This window comes from Sphingobacterium sp. B16(2022), from assembly GCF_012030425.1.
Lineage (GTDB): Bacteria > Bacteroidota > Bacteroidia > Sphingobacteriales > Sphingobacteriaceae > Sphingobacterium > Sphingobacterium anhuiense.
Genome location: NZ_JAAUVN010000001.1, coordinates 1731682 through 1751552 on the forward strand (window position 1 = coordinate 1731682; position 19871 = coordinate 1751552).

Sequence of the window (19871 nt, forward strand, 5' to 3'; positions counted from 1 at the left end):
ATTATAAATATGCATAAGTAATACCATCACCACCGCGGTCCTGATGTTCGTCTTCAAATCGGGAAATATGGCTGTATTTTCTTAAATAATCACGTATAAACTTGCGTAAAATACCATCCCCTTTACCATGAATAATTTTTAAAGAAGGGTAACCGATCATTACTGCTCTATCCAATACTTTCTCCAGCTCATATAGCGCATCTTCGGTGCGCATACCGCGAAGATCAATCTCAGGATTGAAATCAGCTACAGCATGTGCAGAAAGTGTCTTAGATCCAGCTTTTGCTGCTTTCTTCAAATCTTTACCCGCTAACTTGATAACATTTTTGCGCTTCTGCACAGTTCTCAGTTCACCCATCGCTAGAATAAGATTGTTTTTTGCAACCTCTAATACAACAGCCTCATTTTCCGAATCGATAATCTTTACCCAATCGCCAACAGCAATTTCCTCTGTTAAATCAGCGGTAGCAATAGGTTTCTTCTCGATCTTTTTATCCTTAGGTAGTATGGTCGAGAATGAACGATCCAAATTGGCACGAATTTCCTTAGTCTTTTCTTTATCAGCCTGAGCAGACTTAATCTCTGCTACTGTATTTTCAATTAATTTATTAGAGTTTTTTAAGAGTATCTGGGCTTCTTCCTTTGCTTTTTTGAGAATTGTCTTTTTATTCTCCTCCAAATAAGATTGTAAATCCTCGTATTCAGATTTTATGCGGATCAATTCCTTTTCTCGTCTTGTTATAGCAGCTTTTGTATCAAATATTTCCTTCTTCTCGCGCTCCAGATCTACCAAAAGTGTATCTACTTTTTTCTGATGGTTTCCAACCTTCTGTTTTGCTAAATGAATAATCTCTTTATTCAATCCAATTTTTTGCGCAATTTCAAAGGCGTAAGAACTCCCCGGTTTTCCGATCTGCAAGATATAAAGCGGTTTCATGGCGACATTATCAAATAGCATCGAAGCATTTTCTAAACCAGGTGTTTGATTTGCAAATACTTTCAGGTTCGAATAGTGCGTCGTCACCACACCGCGAATGTTCTTTTTATTTAAAGTTTCCAAAACAGCCTCAGCAATTGGTCCTCCAAATAATGGATCAGTACCCGTACCAAACTCATCAATTAAAATAAGCGTTCGAGCATTCGCAAACTCTGTAAAATACTTCATCTTAGAAAGATGAGCGCTATAAGTACTTAAATCACTCTCTATCGACTGATCATCACCAATATCTGCAAAAATTTGCTTATAAATCCCCATTTTGGAGTGCGCATCAGCGGGTATTAATAATCCGGATTGCAACATGAGCTGCATCAATCCTACTGTTTTCATACAGACAGATTTACCTCCAGCATTAGGTCCTGACACCACTATAACACGCTGTACATCGTCGATCTTGATATTTAGAGGAACGATTGTCCCGCGGTCGTGCCCAGCATTTAGTGTCAGTAAAGGATGCCGCGCATTCACTAAATTTATTTCAGCCTCTTTGGATAATTCAGGCATTTCCGCCTCAATATCTAACGCAAAAAGTGCTTTCGATCGAACAAAATCTACCTTAGTAAGTAAGCCATCATACGAAAGCATCAACGGTATATGCGGTCTCAATTTGGTTGTTAACTCGACTAAAATACGTATAATCTCACGTCGTCTTTCAAACTCCAAATCTCTAACCTTATTGTTCAGGTGAAATACTTCTTCAGGCTCTATGTAGGCAGTTTGTCCCGTAGCAGATTCATCATGAATCAGTCCTTTCACCTTACGCTTATTCTCAGCTAAGATAGGAATACAAAGACGGCCGTCTCGAATAGTCAAATTACCGTCAGCTGTCCATCCGCTGTTCTGCGCGCTTTTAAAAATGATATCAATTCTTTTACGTGCTTCCTGTTCTGCTTTCAAGATGCTTTGAGAGAGATCAAGCAACAGGCGTGAAGCATTGTGCTTCATTTTACCCCGATCATCAATGATCATTTCAATATCACGGATAATCTGCTTTTCAATAGGAAGATGTTCAAACAGTAATTCTAAATTAGGGTACTGCCCTTCCCGATCATTGAAATATCGGATGATAGCATAAACAGTTTTCAACGAAAGAAGCACACGATGAAACTCCTCCTCCATTAAAAAGGCTCCTTCGACTTTAGCTTTTTCAACTAAAGCACGAATAGGATATAAATGATCAACTGGCAAAGCATCATCAGTTGTTAATAAATCTTTAAATTCATTTGTTTGACGTAAAAACTTGTCTATCTGATCAAATCGGGTTTGTGGCTGTATCTTATCAACCAAATTACGCCCCGACTCACTGATACATTTTTGTTTTATCAATTCCTTAATCTCGGCAAAACCGAGCTTATCACTTGCGTTATTAGGATAAATCATGTTTCTATTACTATTTATTTAACCGGTTCTGGAGAAAGAATCTCCGTTTTTTGTTTGACCTTTCGGTCCAGTAAAAGAGGTTGTTTGACCGGATTTCTCACCTTCTTTACATCAGTTTTAAGAGGTATATCTTCAGAAGCCTTGACCGATTCAAGTTTAGGTCCCTGGCCATTTCGTATGGATTTGGCCTCAACTTTCTTAGTAACAGTCGAATCGCTTTTGGAAGTAGCTGGTACAGACATATTTTTAAGTAAAAATGTACCTAGATTCAAATTACCTTTTAAACCCGATTTATTATAAAATTCTTGCGCTGCCTTTTTGTAATCCCATTTTACACTATCTTGTTTATAATTTAGGATCAGTTTTTTCTGCGACTCATAAAGTTCTTTAAAATCATTAATGCGAGTTAAACTATCTTGAAAATGTGCATTCTGTATAGAATCTTTTCGTCGAATAGAATCCATTCTGACCTGGTCAGTTTTGATATAACCGTCATTCATATTTTTCAGATTCTTACCGACCTCCTCATATATCTTGTTCATCACTTCGGCATCACTACCATAAAAAGAAAGATTTTTCTTAAAAGAAGTGGAATCTAAATCATACTTTTTGAACGTATTGTCATATAACGGAAATATAACGCGCTTTGCACTATCCGAGTTTAATGTTGATAGATAAGCATCAGTTATATAAATCTCCGTTAGGACCTTCACAAAATCCTTTTTTGGAATAATATCTTTCTCATTTGTACTTTTACAAGAAACAAATAAAAAAATCAGAGCAAGTACATTCAGTATTAATCGTTGCATTTCGTAATTTTGTACAAATTTATAAAAAGGCCTGACATTTGTCACCCTTTGAATTCTTAAATATACAATTATCATGAGTATTGCAAGCAACCTAGAAGCGATTAATTTAGAAGTTAAAGCGCTCGGCGTTCAACTAGTCGCTGTATCAAAAACAAAACCGAATGAAGATATCATGGAAGCCTATGAAGCTGGGCAACGTGTTTTTGGTGAAAACCTTGTTCAAGAACTTGTTGAAAAATATGAATCTCTACCAAAAGATATCGAATGGCATCTTATTGGTCACTTGCAAACAAATAAAGTTAAATACGTAGCTCCCTTTGTGACCTTAATCCATGCTGTTGATTCTTTCAAACTTCTGAAAGAAATCGATAAACAAGCTGCTAAAAACAAGCGTGTGATCGACTGCTTACTTCAGGTACACATTGCTGAAGAAGATACTAAATTTGGTTTTGACCATGCAGAATTAATTGAAATGTTACGCGATGAGGAATTTTTCGCTTTAAAACATGTCAACATCCGTGGCTTAATGGGTATTGCAACCAATACAGAGAATGAAAAAGAGATCAAAGAGGAGTTTTATGAGCTAAAATCATTATATGATGGCATCAAGGCAAGTTTCTATCGTAAAAACGAAAGTTTCGATACGCTGTCGATGGGTATGTCTTCTGATTACAAATTAGCAATAGAAAAGGGATCTAACATGATCCGGGTGGGAAGTACTATTTTTGGAAAACGCGTCATCAAACATTTTAAAAACAATGACTAAAGCGATTATTAGAACTGCTGTTGAAGCAGATTGTCCTGCAATGCTGGAATTAATTAAAGAACTTGCCATATTAGAAAAAGCACCCAATGAGGTAACGGTCTCTATGGAAGAGTTTATTGACGCCGGATTTGGAGAAAACCCAATATGGGGAGCTTTTATTGCAGAATTTGATGGGAAAATCGTCGGAATTTCACTATATTACATTCGTTATTCCACTTGGAAAGGAAGAAGGCTCTATCTTGAAGATTTAATTGTGACAGAAAGTATGCGTGGCTATGGAATTGGCAAACAACTTTTCGAAGAAACTATCAATTACGGCAAATCTAAAGGATATCAAGGCATGGTTTGGCAGGTTTTGGACTGGAATGAACCTGCTATTCAATTCTACCGAAAGTATAAAGCGGACTTCGATGCCGAATGGATTAATGTATCGATAACATATTAGAACAGAAAAGGACGGTTAAATTACATGAAACCAAAATACTATTTCAACCCCTCGATCATTTTTGCATTAATTGCCATTACTTCATGTACTGGTAACGATACGGCAAAAGAACAAAAGAAAGCTAGTGGTGATACGCTTCATTATGACATGAAAGAAGTGCATCGGTATAGCAACTTTTTTGTGAAAGAAGGTGAAAAAATAGACACAACATTCTTCAGAGCTAAATATCCACAATTCAAGGATACCGTCATCAACACATTACTCAATCAATCGATTAATTTAGAAGGTGATTCGGAAATCAGTATTTCAGCCAAAAGATTCGTCGATGCATATGATGAATATGTAGAAGAAAATAGTGGCAGTTCTTCTGCAGCCTGGTTTCGGGATTTACAGGCAAAAGTATATCAAAATACCCCTAAGTTTATCAGCATAGAAACCAACCAAACCGAATATACCGGTGGTGCTCATGGTGACCATTTTACTCTTTTTACACATTATGATATCAATTCAGATCAAAAAATAACATTAAACGATATCATAAATGAAGAAAATCAGAAAGAATTGATTAAAATTGCAGAAAAATACTTTCGCAAACTGGAAAATCTATCTGACAAAGAATCTTTAAATGACAAGTTCTTTTTTGAAGCTGGCAATTTTGCCCTTGCAAACAATTTTGCTTTAGACAAAGAAGATCTACTTTTCTATTACAATGTATATGAAATTAAACCCTATTCTGGGGGAAATACAGCACTAAAAGTGCCATATAAGGATATAAAACACTTGATTTCAAACAAGGGTCTAGAATATATCAATAGTATTAATTAGCAATCAACCTCAACGTAATCCTATCCGATGCAAGTTTTTAAATTTGGTGGCGCATCAGTCAAAGATGCTGAAAGTGTAAAAAATTCAGCACATATTATCTCTAAATATAAAGTGGACGCTTTATTGGTCGTCGTCTCGGCCATGGGTAAAACCACCAACTTATTAGAAGACGTAACAAAAGCATATCACCAAAATACAGGTGAAGCATTTGAAATACTTGAAAAAGCCAAAGCATTTCATTATAACATATTATCCGGTTTATTCGAAGATTCCAATCATCCCATATTTGATGAAATCGCCAATTGTTTTGTCGAAATCGAATGGATATTAGAAGAAGAACCACAAGATTCTTTTGATTATTTATTTGATCAAATCGTTTCTACGGGTGAAATCGTTTCTTCCAAAATTCTAGCGGCTTATCTCAATCACATTGGTGTAAAATCCCAATGGCTAGATGCCCGCAACTACATCATGACCGATAACACCTATACCGAAGCGCAGGTTAACTGGGAAAAGACTGAAGCTATTATTCAAGCTGAGATCCCAAAAATCCTTAGCGAATATATCGGTGTCACACAAGGATTTATAGGCTCGACATCCGAAAATTTCACGACAACATTAGGTCGTGAAGGATCAGACTATTCGGCAGCAATCTTTGCAGCATGTTTAAATGCTGAACACGTGACAATCTGGAAGGATGTACCAGGTGTACTCAATGCCGATCCAAAATGGTTTGAAAAAACTGAATTGATACCTGAATTATCTTATACAGATGCAATTGAATTGACCTATTATGGAGCAACCGTTATTCATCCGAAAACAATTAAGCCACTTCAGAATAAAAATATCCAGTTAAATGTGCGGTCGTTCCTAAATCCGGAAGTACCAGGAACTAAGATCAAGAGCACAAATGTATCTTTACCTGTACCATCGTTTATTTTTAAGGTCAATCAAATTTTGATATCCATTTCACCGCGTGACTTTTCATTTATTGTAGAAGATAATCTGCGCGATATTTTCAATTTGTTTCACCAATTCCGCATTAAAATCAATATGATGCACAACAGTGCAATCAATTTTTCAGTTGCTGTAGACGATACCGGTCAAAACATCCTGGAAGTACTGGACGAATTAAAGAAAAAATTCAAAGTCAATATTGAAACTGGTCTAGAGCTTATCACCATCCGTTACTATAACCAAGAAACAATCAATAGAGTTTTAGTGGATAAACAGGTGATCAGCGAACTGAAAGATACCTATACTTGCCAGCTTCTTGTAAAAAAAATATAAATGAATACACTTATCCTTCAAAAGGAGGTTCAAGATTTTATTAATCAAAATGAATCAGAATCTTCCGCTAAATTAGCGCTAAAAAAATCTCCTTTTGAAGGAATTACCTCGTCTGAACTTGCAACACAAATAGATGGCAGACAGCGATGTCGCAAAAAAATTCCGCTCTGGGCAGAAACTGCGAACATATATTACCCCGATAAATTAAACTTAGAACAATGTTCTTCGGAAAAAACAGCGATATTCAAAGTATCACTAATTCCGGAAAACGTCACTTTAATCGATATCACAAGCGGCTTTGGTATTGATGATTTTTACTTTTCAAAAAGAGCTAAAAAAGTAATTTCCTGTGAGATCAATCCGCAACTTGCACTCATATCTCAATACAATGCCAAGCAATTACAAGCTAAAAACATAGAAGTTATCGCTTCAGATGGAGTAGACTATATTGCTAAAAATAAAGATCTTAACATAGGGTATATATACATAGATCCTTCCCGCAGGGTGGCGCAGCAAAAAGTTTTTATGTTGAGTGATTGCGAACCCAACATCGTTTCCTTACAGGAAAACTTTCTACAAAGAGCAGCCCATATCATGATAAAAGTTGCTCCTCTTCTGGACATCACAGCAGCATTGTCTGAGCTAAACCATGTCAAGCAAATCTATGTCATTAGTCTCCAAAATGACTGTAAAGAGCTACTTTTCATTCAAGAAAGAGATTTTTCTGGTCAACCAGAGATTACCGCTGTCCGTATTTTTGGTGACAAAACACAACAATTCACATTCACACAGGCAGAAGAAACTGAAACGGTCACTTCATTTTCAGCACCGCTGCGTTATCTTTATGAACCGGATGTATGTCTTACTAAAGCTGGTGCTTTTAAGAGTATAACCAAAGCATTTGATCTTAAAAAACTGCACCAACATACGCACCTATATAGTTCAGAAATTTACCAAGAAGATTTTTTAGGAAAAATTTATGAAATCATCGAAGTTATTCCGTTTTCCATCTTCAAAAAATCAAAAGAAAAATTAAGAACAAACGCTGTAGCTAGAAATTTCCCTTTAAAAACAGAAGTACTAAAAAAGAAATTTAAAATTATGGACGGCGGTGAATTACATAGTTTTTTTACTACAGATCATACAGGAGAACTGATTGTCATCCACGCGACACGAAAATAGTAAAGCGACAATACCATTACATATTTTCCTAAAATAAAGCATAATTTTATTATATGAGAAATATTGCTTTATCAGCTTTAGATCTTGCGCCAATCAAAAAAGGTTGCACAACGTCAGAAGCATATAACAGAACCATAAAAATAGCGCAACATATTGAGCAGTTAGGATATAAAAGAATCTGGGTAGCAGAACATCACAATATGGAATACATTGCCAGTTCAGCAACCTCGCTCGTTATTCAGCACATTGCAGCAAACACCAAAACCATTCGTGTTGGATCTGGAGGTATTATGCTACCGAACCATTCGCCCCTTGTCATTGCAGAGCAATTCGGTACCTTAGAGACTCTTTATCCAAATCGTATTGATCTTGGATTAGGCAGAGCTCCTGGAACGGATCAAGAAACAGCAATGGCATTACGTCGCAATAATTTTAATACAGCATACCAATTTCCACAGGATGTTGCGGCACTGCAACAATATTTTAGTGACAGTAATGTTGACTCCAAAGTAAGAGCTTTTCCGGCCGAAGGTCTAAACGTTCCTTTATATATTTTAGGATCCAGTACAGACAGTGCCTATTTAGCCGCCAGCCTTGGACTACCCTATGCATTTGCCGCACATTTTGCACCGGCACAACTGGCTCAAGCAAGTGCCATCTACCACCAGAACTTCAAACCGTCAGCTAGTCTTTCAGCACCATATTTTATTGTTTGTGTCAATGTAATTGCCGCGAAAACAGTAGAAGAAGCCGAATTACAGTCAACAAGTGTGAAAAATTTATTTGCGGGGATTCTAACCAATACAAGAGCACCATTGTCACCTCCAACATTTGAGGTTATTTACAAAGGGATTCCAAGTATTGAACAAGCCGCAGACAATATGCTTTCCTGCAGCTTTATAGGAGACAAAGAGACCATCAGAAAGGAATTGGAACCGTTCATCGAAAAACTACAAATCGATGAACTTATGGTCATATCTTATATTTATGATGATCAAAAATGTCTTGACTCGTTCCGTATATTGAAAGAAGCATTAACAGATTAAGAAAGTTTATTTACATCGTGCATTAAAATTTCTATATTTAATTATTCAAATTATAATGCACGATGAAATATTTAAGCCTTACAGCACTATTTATAACACTTATTTTTCAGTCCTGTCAAAATCAGAGTCCGGTTAATAAGACAATTCCTAATGACACTGCCGCTAGTGAAATAACAAGCGACACAAATGCAGTGAGCAAGCCTAGCATCAAAACCTCTACCAATAAAGAAGCATCCATTTTCATGATAGATACCTATCGGATTTATGACGATTCAGAAGATCCGAGCAAAATTTTAAATGATGGATGGCTAGATCTTTATGAGGAAAAAGGAGAATATTACCTTGCAAAGGTCGATTATAAAATAGAAGATGGATTCAGTGAGTGTGCGGGAGTACCCACGAAAGGAGTAATTTCAAAAAGAAATTCCATCCTATTTCTCAATTTCCCTTTTTTAAAAGCAGGAAAAATTGAAAATCTAAAGATCACCAAAGCTGAAATATGGCCTAAAGAAACTGTTCAGTATAATTTTAACAACCAGAAATACTTGTTAAAAGGATATGGTGACATTGTAGGAACCAATATTCAAACAAATGACCAAAACCATGAAGAAGTCTTTCATGATGTTAAAAATTATAAATTAACATGTTCATTCAACGGAAACTCAGAAATAAACATGTTCAAAGCTGACCAATTTAATGACACTTTTATCAAAACATTATTTGTAGGAGATATTGATCGTGATGGAAAACTTGATTTTATTATTTCAACCCCGACCGATTACGAAGAAAACAGCATTATGCTTATCCTTTCATCTCAAATAAGAGATAACGATATGGAGAAAAGCAGCTATAAGCAAGATGTCCAATTTGATTGTTAACGATGAAAATAAAGGCGATCATACAGGATTTCAATCCGGTTCAAAAATGTATATTTTCATTTTCCTTTAGCATCCTAACAGCTGTTATTTGCTATTGTCTAAATATAAACCTCTTAATGAGTGCTATACTTTTTTGGATTACCTTTAGTTTGAGTTACAGCGCTGTGTCGTGGTTTATCTTTTACCAGATGCCCGTAAACCGAATTGTTAGAAAAGCGGCATCCGAAGACGGAAGCCGTCTATTTGTATCCATTTTTATTTTAATGGCAAGTTTTGCCTGTTTGTTCGCTGTACTTCTCATTATTATCACAGATAGTACGACCGATATGCCCAAGGGCGCAAGCATCAGCATCTGTGTATTAAGTATGATGAGCTCTTGGTTTTTGGTACATACGACCTATGTCTTCCATTACGCACATCTGTACTATGCAGACGGTGCCACTGGTAAAGGATTGGATTTCCCAGGAAATGAAAAACCTGATTATATGGACTTTGCATACTTTTCATTTGTGCTCGGTTGTACATTTCAAGTTTCTGATATTGAAGTTTCGTCACGAAAAATTAGAAGAGTGGTTCTGTTTCATGGATTACTCGCTTTCGCTTTAAATACATTTGTTGTTGCATTAACAATAAATATTATTTCCGGCCTTATACATTAACCAAAAAATTTGTACTGGCTACAGACCCTTTCTGGATCAATACAAAAAAATCAAATAGCATATCGTTCTAAAAGCGAAGCCTTGTTACAAAATGCCCATTTAAAAAGAAAACGCACCCATCGAGCGATGGTGTGCGTTTCTAATTGAAAGGGAATTGAAAGGAATCTTTATAATTTCTCTGCATGTTGTGAAATATCCATACCTAATAACTCCTCCTCCTCAGATGCACGAAGGGGTGAAATCAGATCTGTTATTTTCAACAATAAGAAAGCAACAATTAAAATAAAAGCAGCGGACGCAAACAAACCAATTATATGCGCCTTAAATAGGGTTATTTCACCAAAAAATAAACCGTTATGCTCAACAACACCATTAATTTGTTTATGAGCAAATACACCCGTCAAAATCATCCCTACAATACCTCCAACACCATGACAAGGAAAAACATCTAACGTATCATCGACCTTTGAACGGGTACGCCAATCGACCACAAGGCGACTTACAATTGCGGCTACAGCACCAATTACTAATGAATGCGGAACAGTTACAAATCCGGCAGCCGGCGTAATCGCAACCAGACCCACTACTAGACCAATACAGGTTCCCATTGCAGATGGTTTAGTACCACGGATAGCATCAAAGAAAATCCAGGTAAGTGCAGCTGCTGCCGAAGCCGTCATTGTTGTTGATAGTGCCGTCGAAGCAAGGCTAGAAGCAGAAAAGGCAGAACCGGCATTAAAACCAAACCAGCCAAACCACAGCATACCGGTACCGAGCAATACATAGGTTACACGTGCAGGTGTATGATGACCAGGCTCTCTACCCTGTTTTAAGTAAATCGCTGAAGCCAGTGCTGTTAAGCCCGCTGACATATGTACGACAGTTCCTCCGGCAAAATCCAAAACACCCAGCTTAAACAATAAGCCATCAGGATGCCAGGTAGCATGTGCCAAAGGAGCATATATGAAGACGAAAAATAAACAGATGAACAAAATATAAGATGTAAAACGGATACGCTCTGCAAAAGCCCCCGTAATAAGCGCCGGTGTAATGATCGCAAATTTCAATTGAAACATAGCAAACAGTGCAAATGGAATCGTTGGAGCACCCACCCAAGGTTTACCATCAATTACATGATCAAACATAAAATACGTCATCGGATTACCGATGAAACCTCCGATACTATCTCCAAATACTAAACTAAAACCAAAAACAACCCAAATAACACTAACAACAGCCATACAGATGAAACTTTGAAGCATCGTTGAAATAACATTCTTCTTTCTAACCATTCCACCATAAAAATATGCTAAACCCGGTGTCATAATTAGCACTAATGCCGTTGAAGTCAACATCCATGCTACATCAGCTCCATTATATTCATAATTTCCATCATTTTTAGGTAAAGAAGGAAAAAATAGTGCCATTAAAACTATTATTACCATAAAATAGAAAGGAATCGCTGTTTTTTTAATCATTTTTAATTGTTTTGTTAATCAATATCCAAATTAAGGCAAAAATTACAGTAAAAACAATATTTATTTCAAATATTTTCAAATAAAACATCAAAATTCTACAAAAACACAAACAACAACAGATATATAATGCATTTTACTAAATATAAAACAGAAAAAGGGGGTAGAAACTTAATTCTACCCCCTTTAACAAGACTTATATAACAAAAAACTACATTTGTCTACTTGATATTATCTTAATAATACTTGCTTAAGCACCAATTTGCTTATCCAGTTTCTCACTTAGCACTGATTTTGGCACAGCACCGATTTGTTTATCGACAATCTCACCATTTTTGAAGAATAATAACGCAGGAATATTACGAATTCCAAAACGAACTGAAATTTCTGGGTTTTCATCTACATTTACTTTTCCGATTACCGCTGTATCAGCATAATCCTTAGCCAACTCTTCTACAATTGGACCTACCATACGACATGGACCACACCACTCTGCCCAAAAGTCAATTAAAACTGGTTTGTCTGATTTCAACACAACTTCTTCAAAGTTGCTATCTGTAATTTCTAAAGCCATATTTTTATTTTTTTAACCGAAGTTATTTGATAATTATTATTTACTCATTTATAAGAACAAATATAATAAAGATGTCCGTAATATAAGTGTAATATTAAATTGACACCATTTAATTCAATCGGTAATTTACACCTTCAAACTGCTCTATAGCCTCTAAGAACTCATTTGTCAAGTTGATACGCTTTAATTTCGCAGGCATCTCAATAGAAATTTCATCCTGCGGATCCCAAATTTTGAAACGCAGTTGACAATTCGGAACCACCCCTTCGATCTCATTTGAATCCAGCACTTGCTTCATCTCCTCCAAAAATAGATCATTTAATGCTGGCAATGCAATATTAATGGTGAAAATTTTAGCCATTTTCTCTCTCAAATCCGACAATAGCTGAATACCCTTGATCTCAAAACCCCAGTTCCCAACTTGTTTAAACCTTTCCTGCACCAAACCTCGGAGCTGCACAAAATAGCCTTCTTCAAGATACCCCTTGAACTTCACATAATCTTCACCAAAAACCATTATTTCATAAGAATCTGAATAATCCTCAATAATGAAAGAACCAAAAGGCTTACCCGATTTTGCAATACGATGGTTGGCAAGAGCAATAATACCACCGATAACAACCTCCTTATTTTTTATCCGATTAAAATCCAACAAAACATCTTCTTCAACTTCAGAAGCCTTAACCTTATTGATTAACTGCAGATCACTCACTTTGTTTTGACAGAAATGCTTAATCTCAAACTTATAGTTATCCAAGGGATGACTAGTCAGATAAATACCGATTACCTCTTTCTCGTACTTTAATTTTTCGATCAAACCCCATTGTGGGCAAGAAGCCAATACAGGTTCTGGAAGCTCAGCTGCGCCATCTCCGCCAAATAAACTTACCTGAGCCGAATTTTCATTTTCCTTGAATCGCTGTGCAAACTTAATCGCTTTTTCTAAACCAGTCGAATTATCTTCACTGTGAAAATATTGAGCACGATGCATATTTTGAAAACCATCAAATCCACCTGCATAAGCTAAACTTTCAAAAGCTTTTTTATTAGCGGCACGCAGATCAATCCGTTTTGCCAAATCAAAAACCGATTTATAGGGTCCCTTTGCACGTGTCTGTACAATCGTATCAACCGCTCCTGCTCCCACACCTTTAACAGCTCCCATTCCAAATCGGATCGCACCACGATCATTCACAGTAAATTTATAATGTGACTCATTCACATCTGGAGCCAATACTTCAAGTCCCATGCGCTTACACTCCTCCATAAAGAAAGTGACCTGTTTGATATCATTCATGTTATTTGAAAGTACAGCTGCCATGTATTCCGCTGGAAAATGCGCTTTCAGATAAGCAGTTTGATAAGCAATCCAAGCATAACAGGTCGAGTGCGATTTATTAAAGGCATAACTTGCAAAAGCCTCCCAATCTGTCCAAATTTTTTCTAATACTTTCGGGTTATGTCCCTTTTCAGCAGCCTGAGCAACAAACTTAGGTTTCATCTTATCCAAAACCGCTTTTTGCTTCTTACCCATAGCTTTACGCAACACATCGGCATCACCTTTGGAGAACCCTGCCAATTTCTGCGAAAGAAGCATTACCTGCTCTTGATATACAGTAATACCATATGTTTCCTGCAAATACTCCTCACAAGCATCTAGATCATAAATAATAGGCTCTGTCCCGTGCTTACGCTTGATAAAACTGGGGATATACTCCATTGGTCCAGGTCTATAAAGGGCATTCATAGCAATTAAATCCGCAAAAACCGTTGGTTTCAGATCTTTCATATGCTTCTGCATACCCGGAGATTCATATTGGAATACCCCAACCGTTTCCCCTCTTTGGAATAACTCGTAAGTCAATTGATCATCAATAGGAAATTCATCGGGATCTAACTCCAGGCCATTACTCAACTTCACGTTAGCGACCGTATCCTTTATTAAGGTCAATGTTTTTAACCCTAAAAAGTCCATTTTCAACAAACCTGCAGATTCAACAACAGAGTTATCAAACTGTGTCACATACAGATCTGAATCTTTTGCTAATGATACAGGAACAAAATTAGTGATATCGTCAGGAGTAATAATTACCCCACAAGCATGGATACCTGTATTACGCATGGAACCTTCCAATACGCGTGCCTGCTTAATCGTTTCCGCTTCAAGACCCGCACCTTCCGATATGGCGATCAGACGATTAACAGCTTCCAGTTCATCTGCGCGCAAAGTCTCTTTCAACGCTTTTTCATCCATATTGAAGATCTTTGCCAGCTTCAAATTTGGAATCAGTTTTGCAATTTCATTGGCTTCCTGCAAAGGCAGATCCAGTACACGAGCCGTATCTTTAATAGACGATTTGGCAGCCATAGTACCATATGTAATAATCTGGGCTACTTGCGAAGCTCCATATTTATCAATTACATACTGCATTACGCGACCACGACCCTCATCGTCAAAGTCAATATCAATATCGGGCATCGATACACGATCGGGATTTAAGAAACGCTCAAATAGCAAATCGTATTGTATCGGATCCAAATTTGTAATCCCTAAACAGTATGCTACGGCAGATCCAGCGGCAGAACCACGACCAGGACCAACAGAAACGCCCATTTTACGAGCTTCAGCAATAAAATCCTGTACAATCAAAAAATATCCTGGATAACCGGTCTTCTCAATGGTAGTTAACTCAAAATCCAGGCGCTCCATGATATCGTCTGTTACACCCTGCTTGTAACGACGCTTAGCTCCTTCTATTGTTAGATGTCTTAAATACTTATTTTCACCCCTCTTACCATGATCTTCCTGATCTTCTGCAACCTGAAATTCCTCAGGGATATCAAAAGCCGGTAAAAGAACGTCACGGTATAAAGTAAAGATTTCAATTTTATCGACGATCTCCTGAATATTGATAATCGCATCTGGTATATCCTTAAATAGCTTCTTCATTTCTGAAGCAGGTTTGAAGTAATATTCCTGATTAGGTAATCCAAACCTAAAACCTCGCCCCCGTCCTTTCGGTGTGCTCAACTTTTCACCATCCTTCACACACAACAAAATATCATGGGCGTGAGCATCAGGCTTATTGATATAATAGGTATTATTCGTCGCAATCAGCTTTACATCATGTTTACGAGCCAAACTGACTAGCGTCGTATTTACGCGGTCTTCATCCTCCTGACCATGGCGCATCATTTCAATATAAAAATCATCCCCAAACTGATCTTTCCACCAGATCAAAGCTTCTTCAGCCTGATTTTCACCGATATTAAGCACTTTATTGGGCACCTCTCCTTGAAGATTACCAGACAGGACAATTAAATCCTCTTTATATTGCTCAACAACCTTTCTGTCAATACGAGGTACATAATAAAACCCTTCCGTATAGGCTACTGAGGCCATTTTAGCCAGGTTATGATAACCTTTTTTATTTTTCGCTAAAAAGACAATCTGATAACCATTATCTTTTCTTTTCTTATCAAAATGATCATCACATACGAAAAACTCACAACCCACAATAGGTTTGATTATTTTCTCCGTAGGACTTTCTCCAGCAGCTTCTAATTCTTCATTTTTTGCTTTCGCCGCTTTATTATGATCGCCTACTTTAGAAACAAAATGAAAAGCCCCCATCATATTACCGTGATCGGTCAATGCAACAGCTGGCATACGATACTTCGCAGCAGTATCAACCAAATTAGCAATAGAAATTGTTGATTGCAGGACCGAAAACTGAGAATGATTATGTAGATGTGCAAAATCGGCATTTTCAAAATCATTCAGCACATCATGATCAATCACAACTTCTTGACCACCACTTGGCTGACTGCGCTTTCTAATTTCATCCGAAGCCGCCTTCAGATTCACGTGCTTTAAACCAACAGTTGGAATTACTGATGGGTTCTGTTGTTTAAAATCTACAAAATACCCTGTATCAGTCTGTAACTGATCAACAGTAAAAACTTCCCTTCTAACTAATTCAAAAAAACAACGTGTAGTTGCTTCCACATCGGCAGTTGCATTATGTGCTTCAGCAAAGGGAACTCCAAATAGATACGAATGAAGTTCAGTTAAATTTGGTAATTTAAAACGACCTCCACGTCCACCAGGCAATTGCAGTAAAGCAGCTGTAACCTCAGTACAGGTATCCAAGATAGGCATTTCACCCATAGGAGATTGAACATCATAACGATAGAACTCGCTACCCATAATATTCAAATCAAAACCAATATTTTGACCTACAATAAATTTGGCTTTAGCTAATGCTTCATTAAACTTAACCAGAACATCTTGAATGGGAACACCCTGTTCTGTCGCTAACTCGGTGGAAATACCATGAATTTTCTCGGAGTCATAAGGAATATTGTAACCATCCGGTTTGATCAGATAATCCTCATGCTCAAGCAGATTACCCATTTCATCATGTAACTGCCAAGCTATTTGAATACATCTGGGCCAATTATCAGTATCTGTAATCGGCGCATCCCAACGTTTGGGTAATCCTGTTGTTTCCGTATCAAATATAATGTACATACCTTAATTCTTTATTCTTTCCTAAACAGCTAAATATCAACAACTAAAAGACTTTCAAACAGATTAAAACAGACCTGTTTAAAAGTTTACTAATTTACAAATTTATTCCTCACTAAAGCTGAAAAACAAGTCATTTTACTAAAAAAAATAAGCTCATTTTTCATCTTTTCGCCTGCCCTTATCCTGTTCAAACAAAAACTGCGTTGTGCAAAAAAAGCAATGAAATTAAGCCATCTTTTTAAAAGCTTTTACTAATTCACTAACAGCCTGATCTAATTCATTTTCAGACAAGGATGCAAAGCCAAATCGAAATGCATTTTGAGTTTCATCGATACGAACAATTTCAAGCGAACAGTTCAAAAGTAAATCATTCACCAAAAAAGGAGGCTTTAACCGCACCCAAATGGCCATTCCACCAGCAGGCAAGGAGAAATAAATATAATTACCTAATCGATCCCGTAAAAGCTGATCCAAATAATCCCTTCGTATTTTATAGCAACGTCGTGCTTTTTTTAAGTATCTGTTCAACTCCCCCTCTTTAATCAACTCGGCTAAAGCATGTTGCATATAACCATCTCCTCCCACATCAATGATCTTTCTATAGGCAGTACACTGCGCAATGAATTTTTCTGGAGCAACCATAAAACCAATACGGATCGAAGGATCTAAGATTTTGGAAAAAGAACCGATATAGATAACATGCCCCTGATGATTACTACTGGCCAATGGTAAATAAGGAGATGAGGTATAATGATAATCATAGTCATAATCATCTTCAATAATCACAAATCCATACTGTTCAGCTAATGCTAATAATTTCATTCTACGCTCTACCGAAAGCGTAACTGTGGTGGGATAATGATGATGTGGTATAACATATATCAAGCTGATTTTTTTCAACTTACACCAAGCTTCCACGGCATCCGTATCAATACCATCCTCATCAACCGATACAGAAATAACCGATGCACCGGTATCTTTAAAAACCTGATTTGCCAATGGATAGTTGGGTTCACCAACAAGCACATGCGAACTATTATCCAGTAAAAGTTGTGCTGCCAAATATATACTCATTTGCGCTCCATGAGTAATCAGCACATGTTCCACCCCCATAGTGAGACCTCGAGATTCGATCAGATGATTCGCCAATTGCTCGCGAAGCTTGCGCACACCTTGCCCCGTACCAATATTTGCAATCTTCGAAATTGTTTTCCGGTTTGTAAAAGTCCGATAGGTCTTCAATAAATCATCAATTGGTGACAATCGTATATCAGGATATCCGTCATCAATAAGCACCTTATCAAATCTTTCCGCGATTTCAACCGACACTTCTGGCTGAGATTTTTTATACGAAATGGGAAGATCTTTTCCGTACCCCGTACGCACGAATGGCCTATTCCATTTTTGGGCCTTCAAAATTGGGATAAAGTTTGAAACAGCAACATATTTACGCGGCTCCACAATAATCCAGTCCTGAGACTGGAGCTCTTCGTAAGCAGCGATCACTGTTTTACGGTGAACAGCAAGATTTTTTGCCAATTCACGACTGCTGGGTAGATGTGCCCCAGGTTTTAAAACCCCATCGCTGATCGCATTAATGATTGAAATCGAAATCTGCCTGTATAGGGCAATATTACTCGATTTATCAATGGTTATAATATGTTCAAAAGGAAGCATACTGGACTACTTAATTACTTAAAACTGGAGCACAAAGGTAGTCCTATTTAAGAGTAATTTTGTCATAACAATTAAAAAAAGAAAATATGAAATCAGAAATTAGACAAGCAACATTAGCAAACCTTGACGAAACAGCAGTATTATTTGATTTATACCGTGTTTTTTATCGTCAGCAACCAGATCTTGAAAAAGGAAAAGCTTTTCTTAAAGAAAGATTTGTAAATAGCGAATCGACGATCTTCTTAATCTATGTAGATAATCAAGCAGTAGGATTTGTACAGCTTTATAAACTTTTCCATTATACCAAACTAGCTAAACAATGGTTATTAAGCGACTTATATGTACACCCGGACTATCGGGGCCAAGGTTTATCTATCGCGCTTATTGATCGAAGTAAATTATGGTGCGAAGAAACAAATGCTTGTGGACTAATGCTGGAAACAGAAAAAACAAACGTAGTCGGCAATAAGTTATATCCGAAATGCGGATTTGAATATGATGGATTACACAATTATTATCATTGGTGGAAATAAGTATACTAGAATGGCGAACGTAAAACGTTCGTCATTCTTCAAAAATTAAACTCAAGCTTTATTCAAAAATTAATAAATTGCCACCATGAATATTTCCGATCTGATTATTACTAAGAACGAGCAGACTGAACTGGCTAATATTTTTCTTAATAAAGAGAACAATGCTTCCATACAGCAGTTAATAAAAGAATATACCTACAGCGAAGAGCTCCTTCAATACGGACTACCTGTAAACAATAAAATCCTCTTGCATGGAAGTTCCGGATGTGGTAAAACAACAACCGCCAAAGCAATCGCGCAAACACTGGGAAAACCTATTTTAACACTAAACCTCAGTACAATCGTCTGTTCCCGTATTGGCGAAACATCACAAAATATAAAGCAAATATTTGATAAAGCGGCCCGCGAAAAGGCTGTCCTATTCCTAGATGAGTTTGATCAAATTGCAAAAGCAAGAGGTAATGACGACAAAGATGTTGGGGAGATGAGACGCCTGGTCAATACACTGATTCAACTCATCGATTATTTACCACAGACCGTATTACTGATCGCCGCAACGAACCATGTATCCATTATTGATAAAGCATTGCTGCGTCGATTTCAATTACAGATCAGCTATGATTTACCATCACAGTTAGAATTAGACAAGTATTATGATACGCTTATCGAAAAATTCCCTGCAGATATTAAACTGTTTCAAAGAAAATACGAGATATCCTACGCAGAAGCTCGCGATCATGCTTTCACACAAGTTAAAGCAAGTCTGATAGCAAAATTGGAAAAACAATAAATCACGATGAT

Annotated in this window: 16 protein-coding genes; 10 read left to right on the forward strand and 6 right to left on the reverse strand. The window is 37.0% G+C overall.

Annotation, left to right across the window (positions count from 1 at the left end; genetic code table 11):
• Position 1 precedes the first annotated feature (1 nt).
• Complete coding sequence (locus tag HCX49_RS07650) at positions 2–2377, reverse strand: endonuclease MutS2 (RefSeq protein WP_168126683.1); 2376 nt, start codon at positions 2375–2377, stop codon at positions 2–4.
• A gap of 14 nt (positions 2378–2391) precedes the next feature.
• On the reverse strand, positions 2392–3186 hold the full coding sequence (locus HCX49_RS07655; RefSeq protein ID WP_168126684.1) for a DUF4296 domain-containing protein: 795 nt from the start codon (positions 3184–3186) through the stop codon (positions 2392–2394).
• A gap of 73 nt (positions 3187–3259) precedes the next feature.
• On the opposite strand from HCX49_RS07655, the gene HCX49_RS07660 reads away from it, so the two are divergent.
• The 8 genes from HCX49_RS07660 (at position 3260) to HCX49_RS07695 (ending at position 10277) form a co-directional block, all read left to right on the forward strand.
• On the forward strand, positions 3260–3952 hold the full coding sequence (locus HCX49_RS07660; protein WP_021190495.1) for a YggS family pyridoxal phosphate-dependent enzyme: 693 nt from the start codon (positions 3260–3262) through the stop codon (positions 3950–3952).
• Positions 3945–4397: a GNAT family N-acetyltransferase gene (locus HCX49_RS07665; protein WP_132768482.1), complete on the forward strand. Its 453-nt coding sequence runs from the start codon at positions 3945–3947 to the stop codon at positions 4395–4397. Before HCX49_RS07660 ends, HCX49_RS07665 begins: the two co-directional genes overlap by 8 nt.
• A 24-nt stretch (positions 4398–4421) precedes the next feature.
• Positions 4422–5222 (forward strand): DUF3298 and DUF4163 domain-containing protein, encoded by an 801-nt coding sequence (locus HCX49_RS07670; RefSeq protein ID WP_021190494.1) that lies wholly within the window; start codon positions 4422–4424, stop codon positions 5220–5222.
• A 27-nt stretch (positions 5223–5249) separates the two neighbouring features.
• Entirely contained in the window at positions 5250–6512 is a 1263-nt protein-coding gene (locus tag HCX49_RS07675; protein ID WP_021190493.1) for an aspartate kinase, read from the forward strand.
• Entirely contained in the window at positions 6513–7694 is a 1182-nt protein-coding gene (locus HCX49_RS07680; RefSeq protein ID WP_168126685.1) for a class I SAM-dependent methyltransferase, read from the forward strand.
• A 53-nt stretch (positions 7695–7747) separates the two neighbouring features.
• A complete protein-coding gene (locus tag HCX49_RS07685; RefSeq protein ID WP_168126686.1) occupies positions 7748–8740 on the forward strand; it encodes an LLM class flavin-dependent oxidoreductase in 993 nt (330 codons plus the stop codon).
• 62 nt (positions 8741–8802) lie between these two features.
• Positions 8803–9618: a hypothetical protein gene (locus HCX49_RS07690; protein ID WP_168126687.1), complete on the forward strand. Its 816-nt coding sequence runs from the start codon at positions 8803–8805 to the stop codon at positions 9616–9618.
• Between the two features lie 116 nt (positions 9619–9734).
• Complete coding sequence (locus tag HCX49_RS07695; protein ID WP_237682739.1) at positions 9735–10277, forward strand: DUF1345 domain-containing protein; 543 nt, start codon at positions 9735–9737, stop codon at positions 10275–10277.
• 167 nt (positions 10278–10444) lie between these two features.
• Here the strand turns inward: HCX49_RS07695 and HCX49_RS07700 are convergent, their stop codons facing one another.
• From HCX49_RS07700 to HCX49_RS07715, 4 genes are all read right to left on the reverse strand, one after another.
• Positions 10445–11755, reverse strand: coding sequence for an ammonium transporter (locus tag HCX49_RS07700; RefSeq protein WP_183912819.1), 1311 nt, complete (start codon positions 11753–11755; stop codon positions 10445–10447).
• Between the two features lie 247 nt (positions 11756–12002).
• Positions 12003–12326 carry a thioredoxin gene (gene trxA, locus HCX49_RS07705; RefSeq protein WP_021190487.1) on the reverse strand — a complete coding sequence of 108 codons (324 nt, stop codon included), beginning with the start codon at positions 12324–12326 and terminating at the stop codon, positions 12003–12005.
• A 109-nt stretch (positions 12327–12435) separates the two neighbouring features.
• The gene (gene dnaE, locus HCX49_RS07710; RefSeq protein ID WP_132768495.1) at positions 12436–16860 is read right to left on the reverse strand and encodes a DNA polymerase III subunit alpha; all 4425 of its coding nucleotides are present in this window, start codon (positions 16858–16860) and stop codon (positions 12436–12438) included.
• Between the two features lie 225 nt (positions 16861–17085).
• On the reverse strand, positions 17086–18537 hold the full coding sequence (locus HCX49_RS07715) for a PLP-dependent aminotransferase family protein (protein WP_132768497.1): 1452 nt from the start codon (positions 18535–18537) through the stop codon (positions 17086–17088).
• An 86-nt stretch (positions 18538–18623) separates the two neighbouring features.
• Between HCX49_RS07715 and HCX49_RS07720 the strand changes: the two genes are divergently transcribed.
• Positions 18624–19070, forward strand: a complete 447-nt coding sequence (locus HCX49_RS07720) for a GNAT family N-acetyltransferase (protein WP_132768499.1) — start codon at positions 18624–18626, stop codon at positions 19068–19070.
• Between the two features lie 85 nt (positions 19071–19155).
• Entirely contained in the window at positions 19156–19860 is a 705-nt protein-coding gene (locus HCX49_RS07725; RefSeq protein WP_132768501.1) for an AAA family ATPase, read from the forward strand.
• The last annotated feature ends 11 nt before the right edge of the window (positions 19861–19871 follow it).